Source organism: Clostridium sp. Marseille-QA1073 (genome assembly GCF_054863625.1).
On the sequence record NZ_JBSVQM010000026.1, the window covers coordinates 28,710 to 45,572 of the forward strand.

A 16,863-nucleotide genomic window follows, 5' to 3' on the forward strand; every position below is an offset into this window, starting at 1 on the left:
TTAATCATGTCTGGGATTAGTCGAAACTACTTCTATTGCTCTAAGCACGGAAGTAGTTATTGCAACTATTTCTCCATGGTTAATTTCTGTTTGAGCCTTTGTATATAATTTACCTTTTTCAGAAACTACATAACGAGGCTTTACATAATTAAGTGAAAGTGCCATCATATCAGCTTTACACTTTTCACATTTACATATATCAGAATAACTCAGTAATAGTTTATCTAAAAGATTTCTAACTATTACTTCTGAATAATTTAAAAACTCCCGTGACATCTTAGTTAATATCTAGAAGGAATTAAAATTCCATCTTTTTAACATTGTCTGGTATTATTAAATCAGCTAATGTTGCATTTTTTACATCTTCAATTGTAGCTTCAGGTCCTAATTCTCTTAATACAAGACCTTCTTTAGTAACTTCCATAACAGCCATTTCAGTAATGATTAAGTTAACTTGATTAGCAGCAGTTAATGGTAGTGTACATTTCTTTAGAATTTTAGGATTTCCTTTTGCAGTATGTTCCATAGCAACTATAACCTTTTTAGCTCCAACTACAAGGTCCATAGCTCCGCCCATTCCAGGAACTTTTTTTCCAGGTATCATCCAGTTAGCAAGGTTTCCTTCTTGGTCAACCTCTAATGCACCTAGTACAGTTGCATCAACATGTCCGCCTCTTATTATTCCAAAAGATACTGAGCTGTCAAAAAATGCAGCACCAGGTAAAACGGTTACAAATTGACCGCCAGCATTAACTAAGTCTTTATCTTCTTTTCCTTCAGCAGGAGCAGGTCCTATTCCTACGAATCCGTTTTCAGATTGTAATGTTACATCTACTCCTTCTGGTATATAGTTAGCAACAAGAGTTGGAAGACCTATACCTAAGTTTACAACGTCTCCATCTTTTAATTCTTTAGCAACTCTTTTTGCGATTACTTCTCTTATCATGTTTTTATCCATATTATTTGTCCTCCTTTACGATGTAATCAACAAATATTGATGGTGTCATCACTATGTTTGCATCTAATTCTCCAGCTTTTACTAATTCTTCAGCTTCAACGATTACAACGTCAGCAGCTGTAGCCATTAATGGGTTAAAGTTTCTTGTAGATTCGTGATAGTATACGTTTCCTTTTTCATCAACTTTAGAACCAAATATTAATGCTACATCAGCTTTTAACGGAGTTTCAAGAAGATATTCAGCACCATTAACAGTTATTTTTTCTTTTCCTTCTTCAACAATTGTTCCAAGACCAGTTGGAGTTAAAAATCCACCAAGTCCAGCACCGCCACATCTAACTCTTTCAGCTAGTGTACCTTGAGGAACAAGTTCAACTTCCATTTCTTTTTCATTCATTTGTCTTCCAGTCTCAGGATTTGTTCCAATGTGAGAAGCAATTGTTCTCTTAACTTGCTTATTAACTATTAGTTTACCAATTCCTCTATCAGGGAAGCCAGTATCATTAGCTATAATAGTTAAATCTTTAACACCTTTTTCTACTAGCGCATCCACAAGTCTTTCAGGAGTTCCAACAGCTAAGAAACCACCAATCATTAATGTCATTCCATCTTGAATATGTGCTAGAGCTTCTTCTACAGTAACAATTTTTTTCATATTTCTACCTCCATTGAATTAAACTTTCTTTAAAAATTCATCAAATAAAAAATTTGTAGAATATTAGAACTATATAAACATTCTATATAGATTCGATAAATCCTCTTTTTATCTGAAATTTTATAAAAATTTTAATTATATTTATTTTATTTAAGAGTTTTATTGTAAAATTTAAAAATTTTGTAGAATAATTTTTTTATCTTAATGAAAAAGTTTTTGAATTTAAGGTAAAATATATAGTAAATACATTTGAAAATTTAGTGTGTAAGTTAATACAAATTTAATATACATATTTAAATTTATAATGTAGTTGAAAGTTTACAATTTGAAAAATAATGATATAATTGCTTAAAAATTAACTATGAATTTTAAATGACATAATGATTGTTCCCTTTTCATAATAAATTTATGAAACTAATTACAACTTTATTACAGAGGATGTGAAAATATTGAGTTTAAGATTTATATTTGGAGGAGCTGGTAGTGGAAAAAGCTATCGTTGTATTGAGGAAATAAAAAGAAAAAAAGAGGATGAAGTAGAGCATCCATTAATTTTATTAGTACCAGAGCAGATTTCTTTTAGAGCAGAAAAATGGTTAATAGAGAAAATAGGGGCTACGGGAATAAATAATGTATATGTACTTAGCTTTAAGAGAATGGCATATACCATTTTTAATGAGATAGGTGGAATTACTCATTCTCATATGAGCCCAACAGGTAAGGCAATGATTATAGATAGAATAATGAAGGAAGTGCATGAAGATTTAAAAATATTTTCTTTAGCTTCAAGGCAAAAAGGTTTTGTAGAAACTATTTCTGAAATGATAAATGAATTTAAAAGATACAGTGTTTCTGTAGAGACCTTAAATATATTAAAAGAAGACGTAAGTCATAGTTCGTTACTTACAGATAAACTTTCAGATATATCATTAATTTATAGTAAGTATGAAGAAATATTGAAAAGAGGATATTTTGATCCAGAAGACGATTTAACTATACTTTATGAGAAAGTAGATGAAAGTAAGTTATTTAAAGGAGCGGAGGTATGGATAGATGAGTTTTCAGGCTTTACTCCACAACAATATAAGATTATTGAAAGACTTCTTAAAAATTGCAGAAGGGTTAATATAACTCTTCCTTATGAAGGCAGCGATGCTAAAGGCATAAGAGAAGGAGAAATAGATAATACAGATGCTTTTTATACTGTGTATTATACAGAAAAAACTATATTGAAAATAGCAGGAGAAAATAATATTGGCTATGATAAACCATTAATTTTAAAGGGAAATCCACGAAATGAATATAACTATAGATTTATAAATTCAGAGGAATTGGGGTATTTAGAGAAGAATTATTTTGGGGCAAACTTCAAGCCGTATGAGGGTAATACAAAGGATATAAAGATTTTTAAAGCTTTAAATACATATTCAGAAGTTGAGTATGTGGCTAGAGAAATATTAACACTTTGTAGGGAAAAAAATTATAGATTCAATGACATAGCTGTAGTTGCTAGAGATTTAAATTCATATGAAGAAATAGTGAAAGTTATTTTTGATGAATATGAAATTCCACATTTTTTAGATAGAAAAAAAGATATAGATAATAATCCTATTATTATATTGATAAAATCTTCTCTTGAGATATTTACAAAGAATTTTAGTTATGAATCAGTATTTAGATATTTAAAAAGTGGACTTTTAGATTTAACTTATGATGAAGTTGATATTTTAGAAAACTATGTATTAGCTTACGGAATAAAAGGTAAGAAGAGATATGTAAATGATGATTATTGGAATGATGAGACAGTAAAAGAGATTAAAAATAAATTTATAAATCCACTTATTAACTTTAGAAATAAAATTACTAATAGAAGTTATGTCAAAGATATTTGTAAAGCAATTTTTGAATTTTTAGAGGAGATTGAAATTTATGAAAAGCTTACTATATGGATTGAAAGTTTTAAGGAAGATAAGAATTTAATAGCAGTAAATGAGTATAGTTCAATATGGAACTTGCTAATTGAACTTTTGGATCAATTTGTAGAGGTTTTAGGTGAGGAAATATTGCCACTAGACGAGTTTATAGATATTTTTTCCATTGGAATATCAACTCATGAGATAGGATTAATTCCTCCAGCACTGGATCAGGTTATAGTAGGTAATATAGACCGTATAAGAACTCATGAAATAAAAGCACTTTATGTTATAGGAGTTAATGATGGAGTATTTCCTAAAATTATAAATGAAGAAGGTATTTTTAGTGATATGGATAGAGCTGTTTTTGAAGGTAATGGTATTAAACTTGCCAATGACACTAAAGCACTAGCTTTTGCAGAACAGTATTTAATATATGCAACCTTGGCTGTGCCCAGTGAAAAGTTATGCCTTAGCTATCCTATTGCAAATTTTGAAGGTAAGACCCTAAGACCTTCTATAATTATTCCTAGAATGAAATCTATATTTAAAAATATTAAAGAAGAAAGTAATATATCAGAGTTATGGGAGCAGCATAATAGCATAGAAAAGGTGGCAGCGAAACTCCCTTCTTTTAATGAACTTATTATGGAAATAAGAAAATTTATTGATAATAATGAAATTTCTCCATTGTGGGAGGAAATATATAGATGGTTTATGGAAGAAGAAGAGTTTAGAGAAAAGAGTAAAACTATTTTTGAAGGTTTTTCTTATACAAATATTATCAATGCTATTAGTAGTGAAAAAATAAGAAAACTTTATGGCGGAAATAATTATTTTAGTGTTTCTAAAATTGAAAAGTATGCTCAATGTCCCTTTGCTTATTTTATTCAATATGGTTTAAAAGCAAAAGAGAGAAAAATATATAATTTTTCAGCACCAGATTTAGGAACCTTTATGCATAACGTATTAGATACTTTTTCAAAGAAAATTGAAAAGGATAATCTTAAATGGAGAGATCTAAATAAGGAATACTGTGAAAAAACTATAGAGTATATTGTGGAACTTATGGTTAGTGAAGATAGAAGCTTTATTTTAAATAGTTCTGCTAGATATAAGTATATAACTGAAAGATTAAAAAGAGTTTTAATTAGAGCTGTATTAGTAATTGTTGAACAACTTAGAGTAAGCGGATTTGAACCACATGGCTATGAAATTTCTTTTGGTCTTAAGGATACAGATTATCCGCCTATAGTACTTAAACTTTCAAGTGGAGAAACTGTAAGGCTGATGGGAAGGATAGATAGAATTGATAAATTCGTAAGTAATAATGAGGTTTATTATAGAATTATAGATTATAAGTCTGGTAATAAAGAATTTAAACTTAGTGATGTTTATTATGGACTTCAAGTGCAGTTATTAACCTATCTTGATGCAATTTTAAGTAATGAGGAAAAAAATAATACATTTTCAAAACCAGCAGGAGTGTTGTACTTTAAGATAGATGATCCTATTATTGCTATTAAAAAAGGAGCAAGCGATAAAGAAATAGAGGAAGAACTTCTAAAAGAATTAAAAATGAAGGGTCTTCTAATTAAAGACATAGAGATTTTGAGAGAAATGGATAACACTATGGATAATGGAAACAACTCTTCTGTAATACCAGTAGGAATTAAAAAAGATGGAGAACTTACAGCTGCATCTTCTGTTATATCTTATGAAGGATTCAATGCACTTAGAAATCATGTAAAAAAGGAATTAGTTAAAAGTTGTGAAGAAATGCTCAGTGGAGAAATTGGTATAAAACCTTATAAAAGAGGAGGGGAAAATCCATGTGATTTTTGTAAACTTTCCCCTATATGTCAATTTGATTTATCCTTTGAAGAAAATAAATTTAGATTAATAAAGGAAAAAAAGGATAAAGAAATATTAGAAATACTAGAAAAGAAAGGAGACAGTAGTAATGAGCAGTAAAGAAGAAACAAAAGTAAGTTGGACTAGAGAGCAGTTAGCTGCAATTAATACAAGAGGAGCAAATTTATTAGTTGCCGCAGCTGCTGGTTCAGGAAAAACAGCAGTTTTAGTTGAAAGAATCATAAAGATGATAACAGATAGAGATAATCCTGTTGATATAGATAGACTTTTAGTTGTTACTTTTACCAATGCCGCCGCCTCTGAGATGAGGGAAAGAATAGGAGAAGCAATTTCAAAAGAGATTCATAAAAATCCTAATTCTAAGGGCTTACAAAGGCAGCTAACTCTTTTAAATAAAGCAAGTATTACTACTATACACTCTTTCTGTCTTGAAGTAATAAAAACAAATTTTCATATGATAGATTTAGATCCGTCCTTTAGAGTTGCAGATGAGACAGAGGCAATTCTTTTAAAACAAGAAGCTTTAGATGAAGTATTTGAAGAGATGTATGATAAAGATGACAAGCTATTTCTAAAGCTAGTGGAATGCTATTGTAACAATAAAAATGATAGTCAACTTTTTGATATGGTATTAAATCTTTATAACTTTGCTATGAGTAGTCCTAGTCCTATAGACTGGCTTAAAGAAAAAGCTGATGTATTTAATGTAAGTGATAACTTTTCCTTTCAAGATTCAAAGTTAGGGCAAGCGCTGCTTAAAGATGTGAGAATAGAATTAGAGAGCATTGTAAGCTCTATGAATATTGCTAGGGAAATAGTTAATAATACTCCTTCTTTGTTAAGTTATCAGGAAAATATAATTCCAGAGTATGAAATGATTAAGAGATTATATGAAAGCTCAAGTTCCTTTGAAGATTTAAAGCTTAGCTTTGAAAATGTATCTTTTGGCAAGCTTACTACAATAAGAGGATGTAAAGATAAGATAGAGCAAGAAGAAGTGAAAAAAATAAGAGATAATGCTAAGAAAAAAATAGGTGAACTTTCAAATACGATAATTCAAGCTTCTTCAAAGAGGAGTATAGAGGACTTAAAATATTTATATCCTCTTATGGATAAACTTTCGGACCTTGTGATTAAAATGAAAGAGGTCTATGATAAAAAGAAAAAAGAAAGAGCATTAATAGATTTTAACGATTTTGAACATTTTGCCTTAGAGATTTTGACAGAAAAGAATGATGAAGGGGAAATAATTCCTTCTAAAGTTGCAGAAGAGTTAAGAGAGAAGTATGAAGAAATCTTAATAGATGAATATCAAGATTCTAACTATGTTCAAGAGTACATTTTAACTATGATTTCAAGAAATCCTCTAGGAGAAAATAATATATTTATGGTAGGGGATGTTAAACAGAGTATTTACAGGTTTAGAATGGCTAAGCCGGAACTGTTTCTTCATAAAAAAAATACTTATAGTGAAGAAGAAGATGCAGATGAAATAATAATAAAACTATATAAAAATTTTAGAAGTAGAGAAGAAGTTATAAATGGTACTAATTTTATATTTAAACATATAATGTCAAGTAATGTAGGAGAGCTTGAATATACAGAGGAAGAGGCTCTAAATTTAGGAGCGGATTATAAGCCTTTAGAAGATGATGGTATAGTAGGTGGACCTGTAGAAATAATGCTTTTTGAAAAAAATAAAGATATTGAAGAAATTGAAGAAGAAGACAGCGAATCATTAACTAATATTCAAATAGAAGCTAGAGCGGTAGGAAACAGAATTAAGGAGCTTACTAACATAGAAAAAGGTTTCAAAGTTTTTGATAAAAATACCAAAAATTATAGAAATGTAGAATATAGAGATATAGTAATATTACTTCGTGCTACCTCTGAGTACGCACCAGTATTTAGTGAGGAACTTAAAAATTTAGGTATTCCTGTATATGCAGATACTTCAGAAGGATATTTTAATACATTAGAAATTCAAATTATGATAAGTCTTCTTCAAATTATAGATAATCCAAGACAAGACATTCCATTATTAGCAGTACTTCGTTCTCCAATAGGTGGATTTTCAGCAGAAAATTTAGTAGATATAAGAATAAATAGTCCTGAAACTACAGTTTATGAAGCTATGAATAGTTATTTAAATGAGGAAGAAGATTTAAATCTTAAGAAAAAAGTTGAAAAGTTTTTAGAAAAACTAGTTCATTGGAGAAATAAAGCTTTAATAACTCCTATTGATGAGTTTATTTGGTATTTATATATGGATACAGGATATTATGGATATGTAGGTGCCATGCCAGCAGGAATTCAAAGACAGGCAAATTTAAGGATTTTATTTCAAAGAGCAAGACAATATGAAAATACAAGCTACAAAGGATTATTTAATTTTGTTAATTTTATTAATAAGTTAAAAGTAAGTAGTGGTGATTTAGGAACTGCTAAAACCATAGGAGAAAATGAAAATGTAGTTAGAATTATGAGTATTCACAAAAGTAAGGGATTAGAATTTCCTATTGTATTTTTAAGTGCTATGGGTAAAAATTTTAATCGTATGGATAGTAGGAAAAAGGTGTTATTTCATCATGATTTAGGCTTTGGACCTGAACTTGTTGATGTAGAAAAAAGAATCTCTTACTCTCCTACTATAAAGGAAATATTAAAAAGTAAAATCAATATAGAAAGTCTTTCCGAGGAGATGAGAGTTTTATACGTTGCATTTACAAGAGCTAAGGAAAAATTGATATTAACGGGTACTTGTAGGGATTTTGATAAGTCTATAGAAAATTGGACTTCGGTGGCAAGAAATAGTGAAAATAAGATTTTAGAAGGATATTTATTAAAAGGAAATAGCTATTTAGACTGGGTTATGCCTTGTATTATAAAGCATAAAGATGGTGAATCATTAAGAAATTATTTAAAGATTAACGAGGAATCGGTAAGAGTAGTCCAAGATAATTCTAAGTGGAATATAAAACTTATGAATTATAAGGATTTAGACATAGAAGAGGACGTAGCTAAGCTAGAGGCTATAGACATTAAAGAAAAGTTAAAGGAAATAGAATTAAAAGAAATTAATATTCATTACAGAGAGGAAATAGAAAAAAGACTTAATTTTAAATATAGATATGAAGCTTCTACAAAGATACCTACTGTACTTACTGTATCAGAATTAAAGCGTACGTATAATCAAAGCTTAAATGATGAATTTGTCAATACAAATTATATACCTACTATTGTTAGAAAGCCTATATTTCTAGAGGAGAAAAGAGGATTAACTCCTGCAGAAAAAGGGATTGCAATGCATAGTGCTATGCAGAGGTTAGATCTTAATAATATTAATTCAAAGGAAGACATAATATCTCAAATTAAAAATATGGTTATGAAAGAACTGATTACAGAAGAGCAAGCTAAGTCTATTAGAGTAGAAAAGATATTGAATTTTTTTAATACCAGCTTAGGTGAAAGAGTTTTAATAGCACATAACAAAACTAAAGTTTATAGAGAAACTCCTTTTAGTATTGAAATAAGTAGTACAGAAATAGATGAGAGCTTAGATAAAAAAATTTATGAAAAAGAAAATATAATAGTTCAAGGTATAATAGATGGATACTTTGAAGAAGATGGAGAAATAGTGCTATTTGATTACAAAACAGATTATGTGCCTAATGGTGATACTACTTCAATAGTAGAAAAATATAGAGTTCAAATTGATTATTATACTAGGGCATTAGAAAAGATATTAGGGAAAAAAGTTAAAGAAAGATATCTATATTTATTCTCTATTGGTAAGGAAGTAATACTTTAAATTTAAGTAGTCTTAATTAGTTATTTTATTTAAGATATGTCAAAGTGAAGAGTATAATTAGGGTTTTGAGACTGTCTATGAATAATTTTATAATTTCCCTTTCCGCAGTAATTAAAGAATTTTTAGAAATATATTTACAGTGGGAGGGGATATTTATGAAAAGAAAAGATTTATTCATTATTTTATTAGCAATATTAATGATAATTTTTATAGGAAGTCTAAACTATATAAAGTTAATAAAAGATAATAAAATAGCGCTATATCATAGTCATAAAATAAAGTCAGAGCTCCAAAAGCATATCTACAATGAAGAAAATAAATATAAATCTTATAATTTAAAATGTAAGTGTGATGATAATATGTTAGAAATACATTTATATAGCAGAAGATAAGGAATCTTAAAACAAACAAATTTAAATTAAAAATATGTTTAATTTAAGCTTGTTTTAGCAAATAATTATAATATAGAAAATCGTGATATCTAGTCACGATTTTTTTATGTCATAATTGTTTTAGAGTTATTTTTAATAATAAATTTATAATATAGATTTGATAAATATAAAATGGATGTTAGAATTTATTTAGAATAACATAATATCTTAAGAAAGAAGATATTATAACTTGAGATATAAGACGTTAATATAGTAACTTAATTTTGATGTAAAAAGAATGTTTGTTTTTAGGAGGAGATTTATATGAAAATATTACATACTGGGGATTGGCATATTGGAAAATTAGTTCATGGATATCATATGACTGAGGATCAAGATTATGCATTAAATTCACTATGTGATGTTATAAAAGAGGAGAAGCCAGATGTTTTAGTTATTGCTGGAGATATATATGATAGATCGAATCCTCCTGTGGAAGCGGTAGCACTTTTAAATAAATATCTTAATAAAATTCTTATGGAATTAGAAACTCCTATTATTGCTATTGCAGGAAATCATGATAGTGCAGATAGACTTCATTTTGGAAGCGATATATTTTCAAAAAATGGATTATATATAGAGGGTGTATTTAGAAAAGATATAAAAAGGATAATTTTAAAAGATGAACATGGTCCTGTAAATTTTTATTTAATTCCATTTGTTGAACCGGCCATAGTTAGAGAGGTTTTTAATGTAGATGTAAGAAATTATGAAGATGCTACAAAAATTATTTTAGATTATATAAAAGAGAATATGAATAAAGAAGAACGAAATGTATTAGTTGCTCATGGCTATGTTACAGGAATAAATGAACCGGAAACCTGTGAATCAGAAAGGGCATTATCTATAGGGGGAACTGACTACATAAAAGCCGAAATTTTTGAGGAGTTTCATTATACAGCATTAGGTCATTTACATAAATGTCAAAAGGTAAGTGATGATAGAATTAGATATTCTGGATCCCTTTTAAAATACTCTTTTTCAGAATGTAATCACAAGAAATCTGTTACTGTGGTTAGTTTAGATGACAAGGGGGAAGTTGAAATAAATTTAAGACCCGTAAGAACTCTAAGAGACATGAGAACAATAAAAGGAAATTTAGAAAATCTTTTAGATATGAAAGTGTATAAGGATACTAATTTAGAGGACTATATTCATGCTATTTTAACAGATGAAGGTGAACTTTTAGAACCGATGAGAAAATTAAAATCTATTTATCCTAACATCATGTCATTAGAAAGAGAAAATAGGATTAAGAGGTTAGGAGACATTAAAACTTCCGCAGGAGACGGTGCAAAATATAAATCTAAGATGGAACTTTTTGAAGAATTTTATATTTCCATAACAGGAAAAGAATTTACTGAGGAAAAAAGAGAAATTATGTCCTCCATTATGGAAGAAGTCCAAAAAGAAGAAAGGAGTAATTAGCATGAAGCCTATAAAACTTACTTTAAATGCATTTGGACCTTATAGAGATAAGACAATTATAGATTTTACATTACTTGAGAATAGAAATATATTTTTAATTACAGGAAATACTGGAGCTGGAAAGACAACAATTTTTGATGGAATAAATTTTGCGCTTTATGGAGACGCTAGTGGCTCAGAGAGAGATGGAAAAAGTCTTAGAAGTGACTTTGCAGATATAGATGAACTTACTTATGTAGAATTAGAATTTAAACTTAGAAATCATATATATTTTTTAAGAAGAGTACCACCTCAGCTCACTAAAAAGAAAAGAGGAGATGGCACAACAGAATTTAAGGGAGAGGCAGAGTTAAAGTGTTTAACCAATGATGAATTTAAAATTATAACTGGTCTTGACAAAGTTACTAAAAAAGTAGAAGAACTTTTAGGTATTAATAATAAACAGTTCAAGCAAATAATTATGATACCTCAAGGAGAATTTAGAAAACTTTTAACTGCTGATAGCAAGGAAAGAGGAGATATACTTCAAAAGATTTTTCAAACAGAGTGTTATAGAAGTATACAAGAAAAACTTAAAAGGAAAGTACAGGATATAAATAAAAATACATCTATAGCTAATGAAAGAAGAAATGTATATATAAAAAACATTGATGCTTATGAAAACACAGTTTTAAAAGAGCTAATGCTAGAGCAAAACCCTAATATAGATAAAATTCAGGAAAACTTAATTTTATTATTACATGAAGATAAAGGTTTAGAAAAAAATATATTAAAATCTATTAAAGAAATTGAAGAAAAGATAAGTGAAAAATCTAAAGAAATAGACAAGGCTGAAGAAGTAAATAATAAATTAAGAGAAAAAGAGGAAATAACCTTAAAAAAAATTCAACTTGAAAATGAAAAGAAAATCTATGAAAAATTAGAGAAAGATTTAAACAGAGCAAGAAATGCAGAAAGTATTAAACCTATAGAAGAAAATTATATTCAAAGAAAATATAGTGTAGATAATAGGATAAAAGAAATAAGTAATTTAGAGGATACACTAGTAGAATACGAAAAACAATTAAAAGTCTCTGAGGAAAAGTATAACCTTGAGAAATCAAAAGAAGAAGAAAAGAATTCTCTTATAGAATATGGCACAACACTTAAGTCTTATATAGATAAAGTAAAAAAAGTAGATGAGTATAAAACTTCTGCAAATAGTTTAAATATTATGTTGAAGAATATAGAGGATGAGTTAAAAAGTTCTAATGAGAAGTTAAAAAAGATTAAAATAGATGAAGTAAATATAAGAAAAAAAACAGAAGAAGGAACTACGGCTTCTATTGAAGTCGCCAATATAAATTCTCTATTAAAAGAAAAAGAATCAATTAGAAAAAAGTTATTAAATCTTCATGATGATAATAAAGAATTCTTAGCTTATAGTGCAAAATTTAAAGAGTTTAAAATAGAATATGATACTGTTGAACAAGAATTTAAAGCAGCTAAAGAAAAATTAAATATGTTACAAGAAAAATTCTTAAAAGGACAGGCAGCTATAATGGCTATGGCATTGAAAGATGGGGAAGAATGTCCTGTATGTGGAGGTACAAGTCATCCTAAAAAGGCAGTTAATAATGTGAATGTACCAAAAGAAGAAGAAATAAATCTAGCTAGAGATCATTTTGAGAAACTTGATATGAGATATAGAGAGGAATTAGAAAAATATAATAAATTACAAGAAAAAATTAAACTTAAAAAAGAAGAAATAGAAAAGAAAAAGCACGAAATAATGGAAGAAAAAATAGCAAATTTCGGTGAAGCAATAGAAAGTGAACTTACGGAATTAATAATTAGCAAAGGTAAGTCAATAAAAATTGAAATTGATCAGTTAAATAATAGATTTATAAAATTAAAAACTAAGTCAGAATTGTTGAATAAGCTAAAAATAGAAGAGGAAAATCTTATTAGAGAAAAAGAACAGTTAGAGAAAAAGATAAAAGTTTTAGAAGAAAGTAAAGTAGAAACTTATGGGGAAAATGAAAAGGTTAAAGAAAAATTAGAAGGAATCTTAAGAGAAGTACCTAGTGAAATACAAAGTGAAGAAGCATTAAATATTGTTATAAATGAAACTAGAAATAAATTTTTGATACTTAAAAAATCATTTGAGGAAGCAGAAGAAAATTATAATAAATATAAAACTTACTATGAGAAACTTAAGACCTCACAGGATGAAAAGATAAAAATATTAGAAGAAGAAAAAAAATTATTAGAAAAAAGCAATAATCAATATTTAGAAAGTATATTAAAAGGTGGATTTAATTCTGTAGACGAATATAAAGCTTGTAAGAAAAGTATTGAAGACATAACAAATTTAGATACAGCTATTCAAAATTATAAACAAGAGTTAAAATCTATAGTTGATAGATATGAAATAATAATTTTACAAACTAAAGAACTTCAAATTGTAGATATTGAAGAATTAAAAAAGGAACTTGATTTGCTTATATTAGAAAAAGAAAAGATTACAGAGGAAAGAAACAAAGTATTTGCTAGAATTAAAAATAATAGTGAAGTTTTAGAAAATATAAGAAAAATAAATGAAGAACTAAAAGATTTTGAAGAAAAATATAGAGTTATAGCAGATTTATCTAATGCAGCTAATGGATTTACCACCATCAAAACTACTTTTGAAAGATATGTGCTTGCCTCTTTTTTTGAAGAAATCATAGGAGCAGCTAATATTAGATTAAGAAAAATGACTTCTAATAGATATGAGTTAAATAGAACGGATGAAGGTAAAATTGCTAGTAGTCAAAGTGGGCTTGATATAGAAGTTTTTGATAACTACACAGGAAAGGCTAGGCCAGCAAAAACTTTATCTGGTGGGGAAGGATTTAAAGCCTCTTTGGCTTTAGCACTAGGACTTGCAGATGTAGTGGAGAATAATGCTGGTGGAGTAAATATAGACACTATGTTTATAGATGAAGGCTTTGGTACATTAGATCCAGAATCCTTGGATGTTTCTATAAATTGTTTATTAGAACTTCAAGATGCAGGTAAATTGGTAGGAATAATATCTCATGTACCAGAATTAAAAGAGAGAATAGAAGGTAGATTAGAAGTTATAGCTACTTCAAGAGGAAGTAGTGCAAAATTCAATATAAAATAAAATGTAGATTAAAGTGCATGAACACTATAAGTATTATTTGAAGCTTATAGTGTTTATTTTATTTACCTATTTGTTATATTACATATAAATATTGATACAATATAAATTTCAATAATATATATATTGCAATACGATGTATATTGTCTTATAATAATTCTTGAGGAGGTGTGAGGTGTTTTATGGATATAGAAATTTTTAAAGGCTCTATTGATATATTGATATTATGTACCTTAAGTTCAAAAACATCATATGGCTATGAGATAAGTAAAGAAATTAAAGAAAAAAGTGATAATACTTATTCAATAGGAGAGGGAACCTTATATACATCTTTAAAAAGATTAGAAAATAAAAAATTAATAAAATCTTTTTGGGAATTTAAAGATGACAGAAATAGAAAATATTATAATATTACAGAATTAGGAAAACAATATTTAAAAGAAAAAATTTTAGGGGTTAAAAATTTGAATATTTTAATGAATAAATTAATGGGGGGAAATTAATATGAATGAGTTTAAAGATTATGTAAATAAATTATTAAAAAAAACTAATCTTGAATATTCTGAACGGGAGGAATTGAAAAAAGAGCTAATAGAACATTTGAATAGCTCTAAAGATGATCATATGAATAATGGGTTATCAGAAAAAGAAGCTATAAGTAAATCAATTGAAAATTTTAAGAAGTCAGATTTTTTGAGCGAAGTAAATGACTTTACTACAAATAAAAAATTGTATGGTTTTAATCTTCTTTATTTTATAAAAATGAACTTAACATTAATTATTACTTATATGCTTATGCTTGTTTCTAGTATTGCTTTAACAGAAAATACTGTAAATTCTAATTTGATTTACTTTCTGATAATAACATTTGTTTTATTTATAAATTATGAATGTGCATGTATGAATTTTGAGAAAAAAGAGGACATAATTAAAAATATAATAATTATATCTTTTTCATTTTTTCTTGTTGAAAAAACAGGAGTGTCAGTTATAGCTTTTATTTATAGATCAATTTCTAATAATTTAGAGATGAATATTCTTGATTTATATGTATTCAATATTAGCAAATTATTTATATATTTAGGTATATCAATACTAACAATATTATTAGCTAAATACATTAAGAGGGATGTTAAAAATAATATCAAATTTTCAATTATAGATATAATTGTATTATTTTTAAGCATATTATTAAATATAATATATTTTCTTTTCCCTAATAGATTCTATTTATTAAATTTAGCTATATCAAAAGTTCTAAATATAAATATAGAAAGTTTTAATAAGAACTTTTCTATATATAATTATTAATAATTCAATTGTTATTGTCAATATTGGCTTATTAATATTGTTATTATTTATAATTTATAAATTTTTCATTAAAATTTTGAAAATTAAATTAGAATAGTTCTTTTCAGAATCTTAAATTTTATAGACAATATTATAAAAAGATGTTTTTACCGCATATCATATTTCATGGTAGTGCGGTTTTCTATTTTGCATATTACTATCGTATAAGAATACACTTAATTATATATAATGTTTAATGTTTTCGATATTTATAGTATTTTTAAACTTAGATATACGGTGTATGTTGACAGCAGTCGAAAAAAATGATATATTGTCCTTGATGGAATAAAATGTTAAAAGTACAATTATAAGGGGGAATTTGTAATGAGAGGAAAATTAATTTCTAAACTATTAATTGCATCAGTAGTAACTACTTCTTCAGCGGTTTTTTTACCTACAGTAGCTAGTGCAAGTACTTTAAAAGAGCCTGTGACTATTGAGTCACAATTAAGTGGTGAGATTAAGCCTATGACTGCATATGATTGGTGGGTCTATAATTTAGGTGTAAATCCATATAGTTCATCACAAATTAAAGGACCTATGAGTGGGGGATCCTTTAATACTGAATCAGCTTTTGGTACAAATCGAACTTATAAAATAAGTTGGAGTGGAGCAACTTCAGGCGCATCTTTCTATATAAAAGCTGTTGGACAAGATAGTGGTAATTCAGGTTCAGTTAGTTATAGTGGTGACTGTTATGGAGCTTCTGGAAGCACTACTTTAATAATTCCTTATTCAGGTGCAGGAATTATTAATTTATATGTAGTAGAATCTGGTGGTAAGACTATAAATATTGGTTCTTTACATGTAGATAGTAGATAATTATAATAGAACTATTACAATTTGCTATTACTAGAGTATCAGTTTAGCAATTATAGATTATTAACTAATATATTAATAAATATAATTTAAACACTATTATTTATACGTTGCTGATATTTTAATTATGTAATAAAAAGCTATAGACAAATTAGAGAATTTGTCTATAGCTTTTTTGCTCGTTATCAAAATCTAAATTTAAAGCTATTTTATATAAATACAACTTATAATTTTATTTATATTTATTCTTCTATTGAAGTTTAGTAAAATTTTATGCAATTACTTTAATCATACCATAAAAAATTCTAAATTTTTAGACTTGTATTAAATTTATGGATAATTTATAATTAAATTATAGCAATTTGAAAAATAAGGATATTTAGAGATTATATAATTCATATATAAATTACAACTTATTACATAAGGTCCTCATTACGAAAATCAATTAAACACAAGTTAGCAAAGAGTTTAAATT

11 protein-coding genes are annotated in these 16,863 nt (G+C 27.3%); 8 read left to right on the forward strand and 3 right to left on the reverse strand.

The features are described 5' to 3' along the window. From ACY1IQ_RS18020 to atoD, 3 genes are read right to left on the reverse strand one after another with little or no spacing between them, the layout of a single operon-like run. Positions 1-276, reverse strand: coding sequence for a late competence development ComFB family protein (locus tag ACY1IQ_RS18020; protein ID WP_461615278.1), 276 nt, complete (start codon positions 274-276; stop codon positions 1-3). Between the two features lie 22 nt (positions 277-298). After that, on the reverse strand, positions 299-958 hold the full coding sequence (locus tag ACY1IQ_RS18025; RefSeq protein ID WP_461615279.1) for a CoA transferase subunit B: 660 nt from the start codon (positions 956-958) through the stop codon (positions 299-301). A 1-nt stretch (position 959) separates the two neighbouring features. After that, positions 960-1,613: an acetate CoA-transferase subunit alpha gene (atoD, locus tag ACY1IQ_RS18030; protein WP_461615280.1), complete on the reverse strand. Its 654-nt coding sequence runs from the start codon at positions 1,611-1,613 to the stop codon at positions 960-962. Between the two features lie 440 nt (positions 1,614-2,053). On the opposite strand from atoD, the gene addB reads away from it, so the two are divergent. The 8 genes from addB (at position 2,054) to ACY1IQ_RS18070 (ending at position 16,391) form a co-directional block, all read left to right on the forward strand. Beyond that, a complete protein-coding gene (addB, locus tag ACY1IQ_RS18035) occupies positions 2,054-5,500 on the forward strand; it encodes a helicase-exonuclease AddAB subunit AddB (RefSeq protein WP_461615281.1) in 3,447 nt (1,148 codons plus the stop codon). Then, complete coding sequence (gene addA, locus ACY1IQ_RS18040) at positions 5,490-9,212, forward strand: helicase-exonuclease AddAB subunit AddA (protein ID WP_461615282.1); 3,723 nt, start codon at positions 5,490-5,492, stop codon at positions 9,210-9,212. Before addB ends, addA begins: the two co-directional genes overlap by 11 nt. A gap of 155 nt (positions 9,213-9,367) precedes the next feature. Further along, entirely contained in the window at positions 9,368-9,604 is a 237-nt protein-coding gene (locus ACY1IQ_RS18045; protein ID WP_461615283.1) for a hypothetical protein, read from the forward strand. Positions 9,605-9,907: 303 nt separating this feature from the next. Further along, positions 9,908-11,071: an exonuclease SbcCD subunit D gene (locus tag ACY1IQ_RS18050; RefSeq protein WP_461615284.1), complete on the forward strand. Its 1,164-nt coding sequence runs from the start codon at positions 9,908-9,910 to the stop codon at positions 11,069-11,071. Position 11,072: 1 nt separating this feature from the next. Continuing rightward, the gene (locus ACY1IQ_RS18055) at positions 11,073-14,222 is read left to right on the forward strand and encodes an AAA family ATPase (RefSeq protein ID WP_461615285.1); all 3,150 of its coding nucleotides are present in this window, start codon (positions 11,073-11,075) and stop codon (positions 14,220-14,222) included. Positions 14,223-14,401: 179 nt separating this feature from the next. Beyond that, positions 14,402-14,722 (forward strand): PadR family transcriptional regulator, encoded by a 321-nt coding sequence (locus ACY1IQ_RS18060; protein ID WP_461615286.1) that lies wholly within the window; start codon positions 14,402-14,404, stop codon positions 14,720-14,722. A gap of 1 nt (position 14,723) precedes the next feature. Further along, positions 14,724-15,530 (forward strand): permease prefix domain 1-containing protein, encoded by an 807-nt coding sequence (locus tag ACY1IQ_RS18065; protein ID WP_461615287.1) that lies wholly within the window; start codon positions 14,724-14,726, stop codon positions 15,528-15,530. Positions 15,531-15,893: 363 nt separating this feature from the next. Next, positions 15,894-16,391 (forward strand): hypothetical protein, encoded by a 498-nt coding sequence (locus ACY1IQ_RS18070; RefSeq protein WP_461615288.1) that lies wholly within the window; start codon positions 15,894-15,896, stop codon positions 16,389-16,391. Positions 16,392-16,863 lie beyond the last annotated feature (472 nt).

Bases quoted from the DNA above. Each gene is read 5' to 3' on its own strand.
- ACY1IQ_RS18020 (WP_461615278.1), bottom strand. From the start codon at position 276: ATGTCACGGGAGTTTTTAAATTATTCAGAAGTAATAGTTAGAAATCTT.
- ACY1IQ_RS18025 (WP_461615279.1), bottom strand. From the start codon at position 958: ATGGATAAAAACATGATAAGAGAAGTAATCGCAAAAAGAGTTGCTAAA.
- atoD (WP_461615280.1), bottom strand. From the start codon at position 1,613: ATGAAAAAAATTGTTACTGTAGAAGAAGCTCTAGCACATATTCAAGAT.
- addA (WP_461615282.1), top strand. From the start codon at position 5,490: ATGAGCAGTAAAGAAGAAACAAAAGTAAGTTGGACTAGAGAGCAGTTA.
- ACY1IQ_RS18045 (WP_461615283.1), top strand. From the start codon at position 9,368: ATGAAAAGAAAAGATTTATTCATTATTTTATTAGCAATATTAATGATA.
- ACY1IQ_RS18050 (WP_461615284.1), top strand. From the start codon at position 9,908: ATGAAAATATTACATACTGGGGATTGGCATATTGGAAAATTAGTTCAT.
- ACY1IQ_RS18055 (WP_461615285.1), top strand. From the start codon at position 11,073: ATGAAGCCTATAAAACTTACTTTAAATGCATTTGGACCTTATAGAGAT.
- ACY1IQ_RS18060 (WP_461615286.1), top strand. From the start codon at position 14,402: ATGGATATAGAAATTTTTAAAGGCTCTATTGATATATTGATATTATGT.
- ACY1IQ_RS18065 (WP_461615287.1), top strand. From the start codon at position 14,724: ATGAATGAGTTTAAAGATTATGTAAATAAATTATTAAAAAAAACTAAT.
- ACY1IQ_RS18070 (WP_461615288.1), top strand. From the start codon at position 15,894: ATGAGAGGAAAATTAATTTCTAAACTATTAATTGCATCAGTAGTAACT.